Annotated in this window: 15 protein-coding genes; 8 read left to right on the plus strand and 7 right to left on the minus strand. The window is 42.9% G+C overall.

Translation table 11 applies throughout. The features are described from left to right. Nucleotides 1-43: 43 nt before the first annotated feature. Complete coding sequence (locus JUI58_RS17410; RefSeq protein WP_204105073.1) at nt 44-1,840, plus strand: glycosyltransferase; 1,797 nt, start codon at nt 44-46, stop codon at nt 1,838-1,840. Nucleotides 1,841-2,000: 160 nt separating this feature from the next. Here JUI58_RS17410 and JUI58_RS17415 read toward each other — a convergent pair whose 3' ends face one another. Beyond that, nucleotides 2,001-3,617, minus strand: coding sequence for a mechanosensitive ion channel family protein (locus JUI58_RS17415; RefSeq protein ID WP_204105074.1), 1,617 nt, complete (start codon nt 3,615-3,617; stop codon nt 2,001-2,003). A gap of 166 nt (nt 3,618-3,783) precedes the next feature. Next, the gene (locus tag JUI58_RS17420; protein ID WP_204105075.1) at nt 3,784-5,397 is read right to left on the minus strand and encodes a mechanosensitive ion channel family protein; all 1,614 of its coding nucleotides are present in this window, start codon (nt 5,395-5,397) and stop codon (nt 3,784-3,786) included. 156 nt (nt 5,398-5,553) lie between these two features. On the opposite strand from JUI58_RS17420, the gene clpS reads away from it, so the two are divergent. Both clpS and JUI58_RS17430 read left to right on the plus strand, forming a co-directional pair. Next, on the plus strand, nt 5,554-5,853 hold the full coding sequence (gene clpS, locus JUI58_RS17425; RefSeq protein ID WP_204105076.1) for an ATP-dependent Clp protease adapter ClpS: 300 nt from the start codon (nt 5,554-5,556) through the stop codon (nt 5,851-5,853). 69 nt (nt 5,854-5,922) lie between these two features. Continuing rightward, nucleotides 5,923-6,759, plus strand: a complete 837-nt coding sequence (locus JUI58_RS17430) for a type II CAAX endopeptidase family protein (protein ID WP_239121547.1) — start codon at nt 5,923-5,925, stop codon at nt 6,757-6,759. 116 nt (nt 6,760-6,875) lie between these two features. Here JUI58_RS17430 and JUI58_RS17435 read toward each other — a convergent pair whose 3' ends face one another. Beyond that, nucleotides 6,876-7,064: a hypothetical protein gene (locus JUI58_RS17435; RefSeq protein ID WP_204105077.1), complete on the minus strand. Its 189-nt coding sequence runs from the start codon at nt 7,062-7,064 to the stop codon at nt 6,876-6,878. Nucleotides 7,065-7,114: 50 nt separating this feature from the next. Between JUI58_RS17435 and gcvP the strand changes: the two genes are divergently transcribed. Further along, the gene (gcvP, locus tag JUI58_RS17440) at nt 7,115-10,045 is read left to right on the plus strand and encodes an aminomethyl-transferring glycine dehydrogenase (RefSeq protein ID WP_204105078.1); all 2,931 of its coding nucleotides are present in this window, start codon (nt 7,115-7,117) and stop codon (nt 10,043-10,045) included. A gap of 102 nt (nt 10,046-10,147) precedes the next feature. On the opposite strand, the gene glyA is transcribed toward gcvP, so the two are convergent. After that, complete coding sequence (gene glyA / locus JUI58_RS17445) at nt 10,148-11,431, minus strand: serine hydroxymethyltransferase (RefSeq protein WP_204105079.1); 1,284 nt, start codon at nt 11,429-11,431, stop codon at nt 10,148-10,150. A 175-nt stretch (nt 11,432-11,606) separates the two neighbouring features. Here glyA and JUI58_RS17450 point away from each other — a divergent pair, with 175 nt between their 5' ends. After that, entirely contained in the window at nt 11,607-11,861 is a 255-nt protein-coding gene (locus JUI58_RS17450; RefSeq protein WP_204105080.1) for a hypothetical protein, read from the plus strand. A 75-nt stretch (nt 11,862-11,936) separates the two neighbouring features. Here JUI58_RS17450 and JUI58_RS17455 read toward each other — a convergent pair whose 3' ends face one another. Both JUI58_RS17455 and JUI58_RS17460 read right to left on the minus strand, forming a co-directional pair. Next, nucleotides 11,937-12,653 carry an APC family permease gene (locus JUI58_RS17455; RefSeq protein WP_204105081.1) on the minus strand — a complete coding sequence of 239 codons (717 nt, stop codon included), beginning with the start codon at nt 12,651-12,653 and terminating at the stop codon, nt 11,937-11,939. A gap of 186 nt (nt 12,654-12,839) precedes the next feature. Further along, nucleotides 12,840-13,946 (minus strand): HAMP domain-containing sensor histidine kinase, encoded by a 1,107-nt coding sequence (locus JUI58_RS17460; RefSeq protein WP_204105082.1) that lies wholly within the window; start codon nt 13,944-13,946, stop codon nt 12,840-12,842. Between the two features lie 436 nt (nt 13,947-14,382). Between JUI58_RS17460 and JUI58_RS17465 the strand changes: the two genes are divergently transcribed. The 3 genes from JUI58_RS17465 (at nt 14,383) to JUI58_RS17475 (ending at nt 17,670) form a co-directional block, all read left to right on the plus strand. After that, complete coding sequence (locus tag JUI58_RS17465) at nt 14,383-15,297, plus strand: hypothetical protein (protein WP_204105083.1); 915 nt, start codon at nt 14,383-14,385, stop codon at nt 15,295-15,297. A gap of 55 nt (nt 15,298-15,352) precedes the next feature. After that, nucleotides 15,353-16,849, plus strand: coding sequence for a CHAT domain-containing protein (locus JUI58_RS17470; RefSeq protein WP_204105084.1), 1,497 nt, complete (start codon nt 15,353-15,355; stop codon nt 16,847-16,849). Between the two features lie 104 nt (nt 16,850-16,953). Beyond that, the gene (locus JUI58_RS17475) at nt 16,954-17,670 is read left to right on the plus strand and encodes a heme oxygenase (biliverdin-producing) (protein WP_204105085.1); all 717 of its coding nucleotides are present in this window, start codon (nt 16,954-16,956) and stop codon (nt 17,668-17,670) included. Between the two features lie 212 nt (nt 17,671-17,882). On the opposite strand, the gene JUI58_RS17480 is transcribed toward JUI58_RS17475, so the two are convergent. Further along, the gene (locus JUI58_RS17480; RefSeq protein ID WP_204105086.1) at nt 17,883-18,701 is read right to left on the minus strand and encodes a tetratricopeptide repeat protein; all 819 of its coding nucleotides are present in this window, start codon (nt 18,699-18,701) and stop codon (nt 17,883-17,885) included. Between the last annotated feature and the right edge of the window lie 99 nt (nt 18,702-18,800).

Here is an 18,800-nt window from a genome sequence, read left to right on the forward strand (position 1 = left end):
TTAATCTGGTAAAGAAGTAGTTGGACAAAATGTATCCTGAGAGATGAACTTAGTTGATAAACTAGAAAACCTCAAGTCTATCCAGAAAGAACAAGGGACACTCAGGGCGATCGCCTTTCTGGGCGATCGCCTTTTGGCCAAGTTGCGAGGAAAGATAAATTATCAGCAGTGGCGAAAACAGCATCGTCTTGCGGAAACGGACATTCAAAGCGCCCGAGCGGAAATCGCAACATGGTCCCATTGCCCGTTATTTTCCATTCTGCTGCCCGTTTATAACGTAGAACAAGTTTGGCTCGAAAAAGCAATTCAATCCGTTAGAGGGCAAATTTACCCCTATTGGCAGCTTTGTATCGCCGATGATGCGTCTTCTGCTGCTCATATTCGTCCCCTTTTGCAGAAATATCAGGAAAGCGATCGCCGCATTAAGGTCATTTTCCGCGACCAAAATGGTAACATTTCCGCCGCCAGTAATTCAGCATTAGAACTAGCAACAGGAGAATATATAGGTTTATTGGATCACGATGACGAATTGGCGATCGATGCTTTATTTGCAGTTGCTAAACTCCTACAAACTTATCCCCATGCAGACTTTATTTATACAGATGAAGATCATATCGACACCAAAGGAAAGCACTTCGATCCCGCCTTTAAACCCGATTGGTCCCCCGAGTATTTTCACACGCAAATGTACACCTGCCATTTTGGAGTTTATCGCACTCAATTAGTGCGAGAAATAGGTGGATTTAGAAGCGAATTTGATGGCGCACAAGATTATGATTTAGTCTTGCGTTTAACTGAAAAGACAAAAAATATTTATCATATCCCTAAAATTCTCTATCATTGGCGGGCGATCGCCTCTTCTTCTGCCTCGGGAGTACAGGGAAAACCCGATGCTTTTCAAACAGGAAAAAAAGCATTAGAATCAATGTTAGAACGCAGTCATTATCCCGGTTTTGTGGCAGAAACAGAAATGGCGGGAGTGTTTCGCCTGCGCCGTCAGTTACAAGCAGAATCTAAAATCAGTATTATTATTCCCAGTGCGGGAAAGCAAATAAAAGAAGCAGGAAAAAGTATTTGTTTATTAGAAAATTGTCTTCAAAGTATTCAAGAAAAAAGCACCTATCGCAACTTTGAAATTGTTGTTGTTGATGGTTGGGATATTCCCGAGGAGATTTTAAAACGTTTAGAAGGTAAATTAGAAGGCAAACTTGAATTAGTCCGCGATCGCGCTCCTTTTAATTTCTCCACTCGCATTAATCTCGGTGTAGAAAAAGCCCGAGGAGATATAATTTTAATTCTCAATGACGATACCCAAGTGATAACACCAGACTGGTTAGAATCTATGTTTGAATTTGCCCAACAAGCAGAAATTGGAGCCGTGGGCGCAAAACTCTTATTTCCTGATGGTAAAATTCAACATTCAGGAGTAGTTATTGTCGAAGATATTCATCCCATGCACGTTTTTTACGGTTATGAAGGCGCACATCAAGGCTATAGTTTCTCTAATTTGGTCAATCGTAATTATATTGCCGTAACCGGTGCTTGTTTGATGATGAGAAAAGCACTTTTTGCAGAATTACAAGGACTAGACACGGAATTTGCTTTAAACTATAATGATGTCGATTTATGTTTAAAAGCACATCAAGCTGGCTATCGCAACCTTATTACCCCTTATGCTCAATTAAGTCACTACGGATCTGCCAGTCGTAGCGATCGCCAAGTCAGACCGGAAGAGCGGCAAAAATTAGCCGAAAAATGGGGAGAATATTGGCAAAAAATCGGTGGCGATCCCTACTACAATCCTAATTTTGCCTCTAATAATCCTAACTTTGAAATATAGAGAGAAAGCGAAGATTATAAGAGTTTGAGTAAAGCACAAATTAATGCAAAAGTCAATAAAAAAAGAGAAGAAATGTAAAAATCTTTTCTTCTCTTCTTCCTCATTATTGACTAATACTTGTACTTAATCAAAAGAGCCATAGCAAATTTATCTCAACCCTTTAAGTGTAGAGATAAGCCTGTCGTAACTGCCAGTTTAGGTCGCGATTGATTTCACTTTGAATGCGATTTCCCCGCAAACAATGCTCTAGCTTAATATCATCAACAAAGAACTTAATCTCGAGGGAACGACCCCCCAAAGCAACTTCATTGACCCAGACTTTCGGATCTTGCCACTCATTGCGAGAACTCTTGAAGTCTTCCCGCAACCACGTCCGTATGGTTTCAATCGCATCATCGAGGCGAGTTTCTTCCCCAGAAGGATTGTTAAGTTTGCGGAATAACTTATTGAGTTTGAGTTTGAGCAAACTAAGTTTTTGCTCCCATTCTTGCGGTAAAGTCTCCTTATCTTCTCGGATCAAATCAGGATCAGTTAGCCAAGCCCCATACCAAGCTCGAATCAAACCGATTAATTTATCTGCACCCATCTCTTCCGTCATCTCTTCTAATCGTGCTTGTCGCGTGCGTCGTCCCACCCTTTCAGCTTGCACCTCCAAGCCCACATTTGTGCAAATATCGACAAAATCCCCCTGAATAGAACGAATTTCATCCAAATCTAATCCTCCTTGTTCGAGAAGATTGATTTTTTGAGCGAGGAGATCGAAAGACTCCTCAATTTTGTTGAGTTGAATGTTGACCGCTTTTTCAGTAATTAAACGCTTGCGTCCCGCTTCTCGCTTGCCATCTACATTGTCCGTCAATCCCGAAAAACCGTAGAATTTATCGATATATTCAAGTTTGCGATCGATTTCTCCCAGAGTATCGGGATGAGCGAGAACGACGGCTTCCATTAAAACGATCGCCCGAGCGGGATCGACATCAGCTTTGAGAGGAATATTCAGAGAATAATAGTAGTGAGACGTGGGGCGACTGAGATTGACAATAGATTGGCTTTCAAAATTACCATTAGGTAGATAGGTTTGACAGTGGGTATCGATGACATACATCTCCGTCACCCGCAAGCCAATTTTCTTGATCACGGCACGAGAACCATCGGGTAGGGCGATAACATCCCCAAAACGGAAAGGCGTATCGATCAACAGCACTAGACCACTGGTAAAATTGGAGAGAATATCCTTGAGGGCAAAACCCAAAATAAAAGAAATACCGCCGATCGCCAACCATAAACCGGTTAAGTCAACCCCAAAACTCTGAATCGTGACTAAACCCCCCACTAAATAGATGAGGATCGGGAGCGTGTTTTCTAGGATGGGAATGAGGACATCATCCCACATGGCCTCGCTTTGTTCGGCGAATTTTTTCAGAGCATAGGCGATCACTTCCGTAAACAATCGCGCTACCCAGAAGGTAACTGCAAGGGCGATCGCGCCACTTAAAATGTTTTGTACCCAAGGATAGGTTTTGAGAAACTCAAGTTGAGATAGGGCAATTTTCAGGCTAATGGCGATCGCCACGATCACCGAGGGCAAACGCGAAACATTCAGGGAAACGAGGGGTAAATCGTTTCGCAAGCGGCGAAACCACAACCGGAGGATGAAGAAGAAGAAAATGTAAAGAACGAATATGACCCCTGCCGCGATCGCCAAATCTTGGATGAGTGCATTCACTTCTTCCGGGTTGACTTGTATAGCTTGGGGGGGAGTTAAGCAGAAAACCATCTTAGGGGATTGTTTTTTTAGGATTACCTCAGATATTCTACAAATTTTTCTCCCCTTTTAAAATTAGGAAATCTTTATTTTTTCAGATCAGGCAATCTTCTGAGGCAAGCTAGAGAAAACCCACCCTTTCAGAAAACCCAAAGGGCAGGTTGCCAAAAACATTCTTTTAAGTGTAGAGATAAGCATCTCTCAACTGCCAATTCAAGTCGCGATTAACTTCACTTTGAATGCGATTGCCCCGCAAGCAATGTTCTAACTTGATATCATCAACAAAGAACTTCACCTCCAAGACCCTACCGCTCAAATCGATTTCATTGACCCAAATTTTTGGATCTTGCCACTCATTGCGAGAACTTTTGAATTCTTCTCGCAGCCAACGCCGTATAACTGCAATAGCATCATCAAGACGGGTTTCTTCACCGGAAGGATCGTTAAGTTTTGCAAACAATTTATTGAGTTTGCTTTTGAGTAAATTGAGTTTTTGTTCCCATTCCCGGGGCAAAATCTCCTTATCTTCTCGCATCAAATCGGGATCTTTCAACCATAACTCATACCAAGTTCGGACAAGGAGAATCAGTTTATTTGTAGCCATCTCCCCTTGCATTTCTTCGAGGCGTGCTTGTCTGCGTCGCCCCGTGCGTTCGGCCTGAACCTCCAGACCGACGGTATCGCAAATTTCCAGAAAATCCACCTGAATGGAACGAATTTCATTCATGTCTAATCCTCCCTCTTCAAGCACCCCAATTTTCTGGGAGAGGACCTCGAAAGATTTCTCAATTTTGTCGAGTTGAATATTAACTGCTTTTTCTGCGATCAAACGCTGCTGACCGTTTTCTCGTTTTCGATCTGCATTTAACTTCGTTCCCGAAAAACCATAATATTTGTGGAGACATTCGAGTTTGCGATCGATGTCCCCTAGGGTGTCGGGATGGGCAAGAACGACGGATTCCATTAAGCTGATCGCCCGAGCGGGATCGACATCGGCTTTAAGGGGAATATTCAGGGCGTAGTAGTAGTGGAAGGTGGGACGGCTGAGATTGGTAAGTTGCTGCCCTTGTAACTGACCATTGGGGATATAAATATCGCAGTGAGTGTCGATAATATACATTTGCGTTACCCGCAAGCCGATCTTTTTAATAATGGCACTGGAGCCGTCGGGTAGGGCGATAACATCCCCGAAACGAAAAGGTGTATCGATCAATAGAACTAGACCACTGGTAAAGTTAGCGAGAATATCTTGGAGGGCAAAACCTAAAATAAAGGAAATACCGCCGATCGCCACCCATAAACCCGTTAAGTCAATTCCCAAACTTTGAATCGTAATCAAACCCCCTACCAAATAAATAATGACTGGGAGTATAGTTTCGAGGATGGGAATGAGGACATCATCCCACATGGCCTCGCTTTGTTCGGCGAACTTTTTCAGGGCGTAGATAATGACCTTGGTAAACAGCCGCGCTAGCCAAAACGTTATGGAAATGGCGATCGCTGCGCTTAAAATATTTTGTATCCAAGGGTAAGTTTTGAGAAACTCAAGTTTAGATAAGGCAATTTTCAGGCTAATGGCGATCGCAACGATCACCGAGGGTAAACGCGAGACACTCAGAGAAACAAGGGGTAAATCGTTTCGTAAGCGGCGAAACCAAAAGCGGAGAATAAAGAAGAAGAAAATGTAGAGAACGAATATCACCCCTGCCGCGATCCCCAAGTCTTGGAGGAGTGCATTCACTTCTTCCGGGTTGACTTGTATAGCTTGAGGGAGAGTTAAGCGAAATACCATCTCGAGTTATTGTTTTTTAGGATTACTTTCGCTATTCTACAAATTTTTGTCCTCCCGTAAATATTTTGGGGAAATATTGAGTAAAATGGGGCAGTGTCTTGCAATCATTCTCAATATTTTCTTAACAAGAGGATTTCATTAGGAGGTATAGCACTCGTGTCTACAGACGTATTAGAGAAACCGGCAATTGGTCAAAAAACCGCAACGGTTCGTAAAATTGCTCCACGCTATCGCGTCTTGCTACATAATGACGATTTTAATTCGATGGAACACGTTGTACAAACCCTCATCACGACAATAGGAGGACTCACACAGCCTCAAGCCGTTAGTATTATGATGGAGGCACATAGCAATGGTATTGCCTTGGTCATTACCTGTGCGTTGGAACCGGCAGAATTCTATTGCGAAACGTTGAAAAATCACGGTTTGACCAGCACAATTGAACCAGATGAATAAAGATTGTCTGTCTGGTTTTCCCTTCGTTATTCTCTGTTTTTCCTAAAATTGCGATCGAGGAGCATCACTTTGAAATTAGTCCCTCTCTTTGTTATTAAACGCCCAGCATATCAACGGCTGGGTCTTTTTGTTATCGCCCTAGCGATCGCCTGGCTTCCTTTCTTAATTCCCTTACATTTTCTCTTAAGTTACGATCCTAATTTGCGATCGATTGTGACAATGGGAATTCTTTATCTGGAATTTCTGATTTTATTGCGGTTGTGGGGTCGAGAAGTTTGGGGAATTTTTGCTGTTTTTAATTATTATGGTTTAATCTGGAATCGCAAAAATGGGACAGAATTTCTCAATAGTTTAGCAGTCGGCTTATGGTTGACTCTTGCTTTATTTGCGCTGATGGTAATTTTTGGCTGGGCATTTCTACAACCTTCTCGCAATCTTATCAATGTTATTTTTGAAGGTTTATTGATGTCCTTAGCAGTAGGATTTGCTGAAGAGTTAGTATTTCGCGGTTGGTTTTTAGATGAATTAGAACGAGATTATTCTCCACAGATTTCTCTCTGGGTAAATGCTCTTATTTTTGCTGCTGTCCATTTTATCAAGCCTCTTGCAGAAATGATTCGCACTTTTCCACAATTTCCTGGATTAGTGTTGTTAGGACTAATTTTAGTGTGGAGTAAGCGCAAATTTAACAACCGCTTGGGAAGTTCAATTGGATTGCACGCGGGCTTAATTTGGGGCTATTATATTATTGTTGTGGGTGATTTGGTGAACTATAGCGATCGCGTTTCTCCGTGGATTACTGGAGTCGATCGCAATCCTTTAGCGGGATTAATGGGATTATGTTTTTTAGGAATTCTCGCTCTGTTTTTAAAGTTTATCCCCTCAAAAATCGTCCCTCGGAAATAGTAGCAGAAAAACTCCACCAAAATCGCCATCGTTAAAATATCTTTGAATAATAGATCTATCTGCCAATCTGTTCATTAAGTGAGTTCCTTGGCTGAAATAGCGTAACAAGGTAACAATTAAACCATTTCCGCGATCGCCCCATAATTTCCCAATATTCCGTTTTGGGGTTTTGCACTCAGCCCAATAATTTCAGTATTTTCTCGGAGGAAACTGGAAAAAACAGCCCGAAAAGTGCGATCGCACGATCCTTGACTTCCTTTTTGTTCATTTTTTGAGAGAATATTTGTTAAAACATAATAAGACATTGCCTAAACCGTAAACACTCGTCCCTTTGACCTAAACCATTAAATCCAGAATGCAAAACACCGAAACTACCTCCAAGACCACTTTACTCCTCGGGAGTCCCCAACAATTACCCTCAACGACTCAAGAAAATGGAATCGATAATTTTGCTCAACGTCACATCGGGATCGATGAAAAAGATGTGGAGAAAATGTTAAAAAGTCTGGGTTATGCCAGTTTAGATGAATTGATTTATAATACTATTCCGGTTAATATTCGCAGCAAAGAACCGCTTAATTTACCTGTAGTGAAAAGTGAATATACTGCCTTAGCTGAAATCAAAGCCATTGCCTCTAAAAATAAACTGAATCGTTCCTATATTGGCATGGGTTATTATGATTGTATTACCCCGCCTCCAATTCAACGCCACATTTTAGAAAATCCCGGTTGGTATACCGCTTACACCCCTTATCAAGCAGAAATTGCCCAAGGACGTTTGGAAGCCCTTTTAAACTTTCAAACCATGATTATTGAACTTACGGGGATGGAAATTGCCAATGCGTCTCTTTTAGATGAAAGTACCGCCGCCGCCGAAGCTATGACCATGAGTTATGGACTGTGTAAAAATAAAGTAAATACCTTTTTTGTTGCCGATACTTGTCATCCTCAAACCATCGAAGTGATTCTCACTCGCGCCCAACCTCTTGATATTGAAGTAATTGTTGGAAATCACGAACTTTTTGATTTTAAAACCCCTATTTTTGGCGCATTATTACAGTATCCAGCCACAAATGGGATGATTTTTGATTATCGTTCTTTCATTGCGAAAGTTCACGAAATGGGTGCTTTAGTAACCGTTGCCGCCGATCCTCTCAGTTTAACCCTCTTAACCCCTCCAGGTGAATTTGGCGCAGATATTGCCGTGGGAAGCACTCAGCGTTTTGGTGTCCCCTTGGGCTACGGAGGACCTCACGCTGCCTATTTTGCCACGAAGGAAGCCCATAAACGGCACATTCCAGGGCGACTGGTGGGGGTTTCTCAAGATAGTCACGGCAAACCTGCCTTGCGCTTGGCACTGCAAACCCGAGAGCAACATATTCGCCGAGACAAAGCGACCAGTAATATTTGTACGGCTCAAGTGCTACTAGCGGTGATTGCTTCGATGTATGCAGTTTATCACGGTCCCGACGGGTTAAAGGCGATCGCGCAACGCATTCATAAACTAACAGTTCTCCTCACCGCCGGACTCCAACGGCTGAATTATAGCATCGATCGCGTCCCGATTTTTGATACAGTGTGCGTGGGAGTCGGGAAAGAAGGTGCAAAAGCTCTCGTTAAAGTTGCCGAAGCACGAGGCACTAATTTACGCTTATTGGATGGACAAGTGTGCATTTCCCTCGACGAAACCACCGCCGAAGAGGATGTGATCGACCTTTGGAATACTTTCTGTAACCGCGATAAATTGCCCTTTACCGTGGAAGAAATCGAAAAAGAATTACATTTTGACTATCCCGAACCTTTTGCCCGAAAAAGCGAATATTTGCGCGATCGCGTCTTTACCCGTTATCGATCAGAAACGGAACTCTTGCGCTATCTACATCGTTTGGAAAGTAAGGATCTCTCCCTCACTACCTCGATGATCCCCTTGGGATCTTGTACCATGAAACTCAATGCCGCCGCCGAAATGTTCCCCGTAACCTGGCCCGAGTTTGGCAAAATTCACCCCTTTGCACCTTTATCTCAAACCCGAGGTTATCAAATTTTATTCGCGCAACTGGAAGCATGGTTAGCGGAAATTACTGGGTTTGCGGATGTATCTTTGCAACCCAACGCCGGCTCTCAAGGAGAATATGCTGGGTTGCAGGTCATTCGCAAGTATCATGAACATCGAGGAGAAGGACACCGTAAAATCTGTTTAATTCCTGAGTCCGCACATGGAACAAACCCCGCCAGTGCAGTCATGTGCGGCATGAAGGTGATAACAATTAAATGCGACAAGCAAGGGGATATTAGTATTGCTGATCTCAAAGGGAAAGTCGAAAAACACGGGGCTAACCTTGCTGCTTTGATGATCACTTATCCTTCAACCCACGGGGTTTTTGAAGAAGGGGTGACAGAGATATGTGCAATGATTCACCAATACGGCGGTCAAGTTTATTTAGATGGCGCAAATATGAATGCTCAAGTGGGGTTGTGTCGTCCAGGGGACTATGGTGCGGATGTTTGTCACTTAAATCTACATAAAACCTTCTGTATTCCTCATGGTGGTGGTGGTCCTGGGGTTGGCCCTATTGGGGTTGCATCTCATCTCGTGCCTTTCTTGCCTGGTCATTCTGTGGTTGAGTTGGGGGGAGAAAATAGTATTGGGGCAATTTCTGCGGCACCTTGGGGAAGTGCGAGTATTTTGGTTATTTCCTGGATGTATATTGCCATGATGGGGGAGGAAGGTCTAACTCAAGCGAGTAAGGTGGCGATTCTTAGTGCGAACTATATCGCCAAGCGCCTAGAGGAGGCTTATCCTATTTTATACAAAGGCAAGTCTGGCTTAGTGGCTCACGAATGTATTATCGACCTACGACCTTTAAAAAAACGAGGGGGAATTGAAGTAGATGATGTGGCTAAACGCTTGATGGATTATGGGTTTCATGCCCCTACTATGTCCTGGCCTGTCATTGGGACGATGATGGTAGAACCAACGGAAAGCGAGTCTTTACAAGAGTTAGATCGTTTCTGTGAGGCAATGTTAGCTATTCGCGAGGAGGCTGCAGCTATTGAAACGGGAAAGATGGATCCAGGGAATAATCCTTTGAAAAATGCGCCTCATACGGCAGAATCTTTATTGTCTGATGATTGGGATCGCCCCTATTCTCGAGCAATAGCTGCTTATCCCGCACCTTGGACAAAAGAACATAAATACTGGACTCCCGTGGGACGCATCGATAATGCTTTTGGCGATCGCAATTTGGTCTGTTCTTGTGTTGGTATGGAAGCAGACGATGAATAATTATCGATACCTTCAAGGGCAAGATGCGCCACTACCATCACCATAGAATACAGGAGTGGGAGCGAGATGCTCCCTAGCTGCGTAAGTCCTATTTTTTGCTTGTTATACGATCGCCGGGGCGGGAATTTTCAGGTGAGGATAGAGAGGAAAGCGATCGCACAAACTGGCGACCCGATGGCGACAATCTTCAGCAATGCTTTCATCTTCCTGGTTGAGAAGGCGATCGGCGATGATATTAGCGATTTCCACAAATTCTTCTTTGCCTAGGCCTCGACTGGTCATGGCCGGAGAACCCAAACGCACGCCACTGGTGACGAAGGGAGATTCGGGATCGAAGGGAACGGTATTTTTATTGGTTGTCACGTTGACTTCTTCGAGGAGGCGATAGCCTTTTTTACCGGTCATGGCAATAGAACGCAGATCCACGAGAAAAAGATGGTTATCAGTTCCCCCAGAAACAATCTTAAACCCGCGTTCGCTGAGTCGAGAGGCAAGGGTTTGAGCGTTTTCGATTACCTGTCCGCAATAGGTTTTAAACTCGGGTTTGAGGGCTTCTCCGAAGGCGACGGCTTTAGCGGCGATAACGTGTTCTAAGGGCCCGCCTTGAGTACCTGGGAAAACGGCTTTATTGAATTGTTTGCCTAATTCCTTATCTTGAGTCAGAATTAAGCCTCCTCTCGGTCCTCTGAGGGTTTTGTGGGTGGTGGTGGTGACAACGTGGCAATGGGGGACAGGGTTGGGATGGTGTCCGGTTGCTACTAATCCGGCAATATGGGCGATATCTGCCATTAAGTACGCATCAACTTCATCGGCAATTTCCCGAAACTTGGCAAAATCAATGATACGAGAGTAGGCAGAGTAACCGCAAATAATCAGTTTGGGGCGTTCTTTGCGGGCAATTTCGCGAATTTGTTCGTAGTTGAGGCATTCAGTTTCGCGATCGACTCCATATTGTGCGACTTGAAACCATTTCCCAGAAACATTGACAGGAGAACCATGAGTGAGGTGTCCGCCGTGGGATAAGTCCATGCCTAAGATTTTATCTCCAGGTTCGAGGAGGGCGAGAAAAACGGCAAAGTTAGCTTGTGCGCCGGAATGGGGTTGAACGTTGGCCATGGCCGCCCCAAAAAGCTGTTTGGCGCGATCGATCGCCAGTTGTTCGGCGCGATCGATGAATTCACAACCGCCGTAATAGCGTTTCTTGGGCAATCCTTCGGCATATTTATTGGTTAGAACCGATCCTTGGGCTGCCATAACCGCAGGAGAGGTAAAGTTTTCGCTGGCGATGAGTTCGAGGCGATCGCGCTGCCGTTGCAGTTCGAGATTGATAATACTAGCAATTTCGGGATCGGTTTGGACGAGAAAATCTGAGTTACTTTCGCTCATAAGAACTATTCTAGTAGTCTGTAGGTTTTTCATCATACCGCATTGACTAGGGGCGATCGCGCTCCTGCGCTGGAAGATTTTGATTAAGCTATGTAGTCATTCCCACTGTCTGGGCAAAAAATTAAATTAGAATAAGGATATAGGTAGTATTCGCGAACACTTTTGGAGGGGAATCATGTTAGTAATTCTTATGGACGAACAAATGCTTTCTCCCCAACAGGTCTGTTGTAACTGTCTTTTAGCCAATAGCAAAGGTTTACCGCGTTGGCATCAGGGGAAACTGGGATGCGGTTTGGCTATTTCTTCACTGCGATCGCCTGAACCTCAAAAGGCGATCCGAGGCGATCGCGATGACTATTCCCAAGATCGCACCAATCTGCCAGAATTGTATGAGTGTCAAATGGGGTTTCGAGTCGCTGCAATTGATTAAAAATATTGATTACAAATAAGTATTTACAATAGAAAAGGACAAGAACCCCCTCTCACATTGTGTTTGCCACATTGGTTAATCCTTATCCTCCATCTCGCGCTTTAACCATTCGAGTTCTTCATCGATCGAGTCTTTTGGCAGTGGAGGAGGCGATACCCTCTGACGTTGCTGCCAGCGCAATTGATTGAGTTCTTGGTCAGAATCATCAATCGCTTTAACTGGACGCTTGGCACGAGGCAACTGCGATCGATTAGCCCGCTTATTCTTCCGTTTTCGCTTCTCCTCCCAATATTGGAGAACCAGATAACGAACCTGATGAATATAAAGCATCAAAAAGACCCATACCCACAACAAAAAATCGTCCTCAGCATCACGCAAAGGAATATTCCCAGCAAAATCATCTAAAACCAGTCCTCTCAGCAACTTATAACCCAAAATAACAAACAAACAACTGCCAATAGTAGTGACCCAATCAACCCAAGACTCATGCCAGAACTGCTTAGGAGGATTCCACGACCATGAGAGAGGCTCTTGACGAAACAAGTTGCAGATCGCCGCCACCAACTGACGAACATGAGCATGAAGCCAAATCGGCCCCGCGATCGCCACTCCCACCAAAGGAATAACCATCACAACACCCAAACCCCTAGTAATAACTGTTATCAACCCAGCCATACCACCAAACATCAAGACAAAAATTCCCACCACAATCCCCGACATTGCGATCGAATTAATCCCAATAATCATCCGAACAAAACAGCGAGGGTAAGGAAACCATCTCGGATAACGCATAAATACAAAATTGACTCATTACCTCCAGAATCTCACAGATGGAAACAATGTGCTTATCTTATTTTTTACTGTTATTGCTTGTTGATACCAAGGACGCTGACTCGCATAAAAAAATCCGGTTTTCAAGATAGGATTTGTAAAGTCTTTAAATTGTTTGTCCGTAAAATACTCTGATTGCAGATAATCTTAGTCTGATGTGGCAGAAAAAGGCAATTCTATAAAGAAATTCGTTCCTGTTTCGTGACTGGTTTCAAAATAGATTTGACCTTGATGTGCATCGATAATTGATTTCGCGATCGCGGTACCGAGTCCCGTCCCTCCCTGTTTTCCATAGGTAACAAAGGCTTCAAAGAAATTCGCGCGAATACTTTCTGGGATACCCGGACCATTATCGCTAATTTCAATGCGAATGCGATCGGAAAACTTTCTGACTAATAGATCTACATTGCCCCCATTACTATCAAAAGCCTGTACGGAATTAATAGCAATATTTTGAATCACCCGCATCAGTTTCATATCATCAAACTCAACAATTAAATCTTCAGGACAAGTAATCGAAAAATTGACCCTTTCATCCTGAAAATAAATCCGATTGAGTTTTTCAAAATACTTTAATGTTTCCAAAATTTTAATGGGACGTTTACGCAAGACTGCGCTTCCCCGAGCAAATTCTAATAATTCTTCGGCCATAGCAGCCATGCGGGTTGCTTGTGCCTGAATTAAATTGCACCATTCAACGGTTTCTTCATCATCTGGGTACATTTCTCGAACCATACCACTAGATAATTGAATGCCACTTAAAGGACTCTTAAGATCGTGAATAATGGTATTCACCATCTCCCCGACCAAAACCATTTTTTCTTTATAAGCAAGCTGTTTTACATATTGTTCTGTGGTTGTTCGCAAACGCTGAATAACATAGTGAAAGAGTTTAAGAACGACTTCACCATTAGTATTATTGAGAATATCGATCACGATATTGCGAGAAATTTTAGCCAAGACAGCACGGCCACGAACGATCGCTTGTGCGCTGCGAGGCTGTCCGTCCAAAATTCCAAATTCGCCAAAAAAATCATTGGGGACAGCTTGTGCGACAATTTGAAAATTATTTCCTGTAATTTGTTTTCTGAACAAAACTTCTCCTTCGAGGACCAAGTAGAGAAAATCGGGAATTTCTCCTTCCTCAAAAATAATGGCATCATCACGAAAAGTTTCAACCGTTGCTAATTGACAAAGTTTTGCAGATCGTTCGGAATCAAAGAATTTGACAAATTGGTGTGCTTGAATGTCCATGAGAAATTGGCGACATCAGGATTCTAAAGACGGTGGATCGATCATATCGCAATCGGTTGCTTTCGTCCCTCAAAACCTTTATTTATTTTAAGGAAAGATACAAAAGATAAAGCGATCAGGAGAGAAAAAAGAAGATTAAATCTTTTAAAATTACTTGGCGAGGGCTTTCTCTCCAGGTGGCTTAGGATATCTCGGTAAAGATCGAGACCGATGACTCGAGGCTGATAGGATTGTAATTTCTGGAGGGTTCGAGAGAGGGATCTCATAACTCAAGAAGCGGGAATATTAAGATTCACTACAACTATTGCTCGATCAATTTATTTTACTGGGGCGATCGACTATAACCGATTTATAGCTATCAACCTCACTTTTTCCATGAGTATTTATGACTAGCGATCGCCATTGCACCTCTATCCTAAATAGTAAAATAGGCGGATTGGCTCTCGCAATTTTTCTTTGTTTTTTGCCTATTAGTGTGGGAGGACAATCACTCTTCCTCAAACCAGAAGAAGAAAAACGAGACGTGATTCCCCGCGTCAACAAACCACCAGAAAACCTATTCAGTCAAAATGACGACACCGGAGAACCCTTTCTACCCATCCATCGCCAACCCATTCCTCCCCAACCCTTTCAGCCGGAAATCCTCCCTCTCCTGCCCCAAAAAGCCGCAGAACAGAACTCAAATGTGATGATTTCGCCTAGTATCACTGTAGTAACACCTTCTGCTTACGGAGCTTCTTGGGGAAACGCGGCGATCGGGGTAGGATTACAATCGAGAACCCGTTTTAGCGATCGCGCTGATGGCATATTGGGGGTTAAAGTTGGCTTGGGAGACGCGAGGGAAACCATCGGAGCAGAAATTTCTCTCACTTTAGTCGATCTAGATTCTCTTTTCAGCGATGGAGCAATTAGTTTTAAAATTCACCGACAATTACCAGATAATTTTAATATTGCCGTTGGCGTTCAAGGAGCAACGAATTTTGGCTTAACCGATGGCGGTTCTTCAATGTATGGTGTAGTAACGCGGCGCTTTCTCCTCTCGGAAAATCCCCAAGACCCTTTTAGTCAATTTTATCTTTCTGTTGGCGTGGGAGGCGGTCAATTTCGCTCAGAAGATGATGTTATAAATGGAGTCAATTCCGTCGGTATTTTTGGTAGTGCATCTGTTCGAGTTACGGAATGGTCAAGCGCGATCGCGGAATGGACGGGACAAGATTTAACGGTGGGTTTCTCTTTTGTTCCCTTTGCAGACATTCCTTTGGTTATTGTACCCGCCATTACAGATATTACCGGAACGGCGGGAGATGGCACTCGTTTTCTCTTTTCTGCTGGCTACAGCTTTCAATTTTAAGCTAGTTTTAAGCTAGTTCTAAGCCTAATTTTAAATATTGAGATTTGGGAGAATAATGAATAAATTTGGCAATATTGTACTAGCTTTTTATTATGCAGGACTGGGCATGGCGATCGCACCTTATCCCAGTTTGGCACAATCCGGAAATCAATCTGATATTACCGGACCAAATCCTGTCGAAATTGTCCCCAATCTCGACACAAATAATAGAGAATTAGAATCAAACTTTCTTAAAGCCGATCGCCTTGCTTATGAAGCACAACTACAACAAGCATCTAACAGTGAAGCTGTTCAATTACTAGAAGAATATCAAGCACTAGACTTTTGTAATCATTTGAAACTAGAACGATGTGGGAAAGTCCCCACTGCTGAACAGATTGTACAAGTTCTCAATCAAAATTGGCAGCAAACGGGTCAGAAATCCGCAGTTATTTATGTTTCTAGTCAACAGGAACAAATAGAAATACTAAGCATTTTCCCCTCAATTTCAAACTCCACAAAACAGAGTCTCTCCCCGGAAAAAATTGCCTCTTCAATCCATCGAGTTCAAGTTCCCGAAGCATCTAAACCCCTTGTCCAGGAAACCGTCAAAAACTTGCGTCGAAATATAACTAATATTCGTCGAGTCTCGCCAGTTTATCTCGAGTCAGCACAGCAATTGTATCAATGGGTTATTGCGCCCCTAGAAGAAGAACTGAGAAATCGAGAAATTGATACTCTAGTCTTTTCTATGGATTCTGGCTTGCGCCTCATTCCTATTAGTGTTCTCCATGATGGAGAACAATTTTTAATGGAGAAATATAATATTTCTGTTATACCAAGTTTCGGTTTAACTGATACTGGCTATTTTGATGTTAGAAAAAGGAAACTTTTGGCCATGGGAGCAACACAATTTAGAGACCAAAATCCTCTTCCTGCTGTCGAACTTGAATTAGAAGCGATCGCCCAAACATCTTGGCAAAGCGAGATTTTCTTCAATGCTGAATTTACCGTCGAAAACTTTATTAAAGAAAATCGCCTGGGTCAATTTGGTATTATTCATCTGGCTACCCACGGCGAATTTAAACCAGGAGAAATTGAAAATTCTTACATTCAATTTACCGATCGCCGACTCAACTTATTTGAACTGAGACAACTGGCGAAAAGTCTCGGTTGGACCGACGGCGATCGCCCTTTAATTGAACTTTTTGTTCTCAGTGCTTGTCAAACGGCAGTTGGCGATGAAAGTGCCGAGTTAGGGTTTGCAGGGTTGGCAATTCAAGTTGGTGTTAAATCTGCCCTTGCAAGTGTCTGGCGCGTCAGCGATCTCGGAACCCTAGCATTAATGGGAGAATATTACCAACAACTCGCCCAAACACCAATTAAAGTTCAAGCCTTACGCCAAGCGCAGTTAAAATTGCTCAAGGGAGAAACGCGGATTTCTGAAGGAAAATTGCAATTTTCTAATGGGAGTCGCATTCCCCTACCTCCAGCCTTACAAGGTCAAACCGATGCAAACTTGAGCCATCCTTTTTTCTGGTCATCTTTTATTGCGATCGGCAATTGGAACTAAATCTGTAAAAAATCTTAATGAATTTTCTCAACAAATCGGTTTAACCTAAGACACTAGGTGATTTTTTACTCTCAAACGTCCAATCATAGAACAGGAAATTTCTGATGAGTGTTAATTTAGCTACAATGCTACGAGAAGGGACAAAGAAAGCCCATACGATGGCAGAAAACATGGGATTTATTAAATGCTTTTTAAAAGGAGTCGTGGAGAAAACCTCCTATCGCAAACTAACGGCTAATCTCTATTTCGTCTATTCAGCAATGGAAGAGGAAATGGAACGCCACAAAAATCATGTTGTTTTGTCTCATCTGTATTTCCCTGAACTCAATCGCAAACATAGTTTAGAACAGGATTTACTGTTCTACTATGGTCCTAACTGGCGTAACGAAGTTAAACTTTCAGCATCGGGACAGGCTTACGTCGATCGCATTCGGGAAATTTGCAATACTCGCCCAGAATTGTTACTTGCTCACCTCTACACTCGTTATATGGGGGATCTATCCGGCGGTCAAATCCTGAAAAAAATCGCCCAACGGGGTATGAATTTATCGGAAGGAGAAGGAACCCATTTTTATGAGTTCCCAGAAATTGCCGATGAGAAGGCATTTAAAGACAATTATCGTCAAGCCATGAACGAACTGCCGATCGACCAAGCCACCGCAGAAGATATCGTTGAAGAAGCAAATGCTTCCTTCAAAGCGAATATGAAGATGTTTGGCGAACTGGAAGGAAACTTGATCAAAGCGATCGGACGCATGGTGTTTAATAGCTTAACCCGTCGTCGTGTCCGGGGTAGTACAGAATTGGCAACGGCTGATTAGAAACAGGGAAAATTTGGGATTGGAGAGGGTTTGGGATTGTAGAGTATAGCAAATATTGGTTAGAAGGCGATCGCGGTACAGAATCCGTTGAGTCTATGCCCAATTAACGTTATGCTTTACACTCCCAAACCCTCAAGTATTTGATAAATTATCATATAACTTGGAAGAACTTTTCAGTGTGCCTTATTCTCCAGAATTAATAAAGTGTAGAATTAATAAAGTGTCATCATTAACTCGGGCTGATATTTTTTCGTTAAAGGATGCTGAGTCCCTAAAATGGCAAAAATAGAAGTCATGGCTTTTCTGGCACCATCATCGTTATATTTGCGATCGGCTTCAACTACTTCTAGTAATAGTTTTAAAGAATTTTCATATTCTTCTCTTAATGCTAACTGACAAGCACGAGCATATTTGCGTCCTAAACTTGTATTTTCAGGTTTATCTAAGGCTTGTTTAAAGCCAATCAGTGCCTTAAAAGATTGCGCTTTATTAAAATGATCTTGATTCTCAAAACCCACTGAATCTAGTAGTTCCCGTGCCTTATCTAACTTATTAAGATGAATAAGAAATCGGGCAGCTTGAATGACAACAAGAGGACTATTGGGAAATTGGGAGAAGAGGCGATCAAAAATTTGTTTGGCTGCTTTGACATTTCCGGCGGCGATCGCACTTTTAACTTCTTCAATCCCCAATTCTAGATCGGATTTCAGATTGTATTGAGCCAAAATTTCTCGCAATTGAGGCTCCGGTAAAACTCCCACAAACCCAGACTGCATTATTCCGCGATCGCAGATCCTGACATCGGGAACACCTGTTACAGCAAATTGAGAGGCTAAATCGGGATTTTTGTCAATATCAATTGTGGCTAAGATAAAATCATACTCTCGGGATAAACTGACCAAAATAGGCTTCAAAATTTGGCACGGACCGCACCAAGTGGCAAAAAAATCGACAACGACAAGTTTATCCTCGGATTTGGCGATCACATCCGCCGCAAAGTTACTACTGCTAACCTCAATCGAAGTCTCCATTGACATACTCCTAGCTCTGTCGGGAATTATAGCCAGTTTAACCGAAATGCGAATGTCTTACCTATTCCCAAGTTGAGAGTAAGGTTTTGCTCGAAACAA

It is taken from the genome of Spirulina sp. CCY15215, from assembly GCF_016888125.1.
GTDB lineage: Bacteria > Cyanobacteriota > Cyanobacteriia > Cyanobacteriales > Spirulinaceae > CCY15215.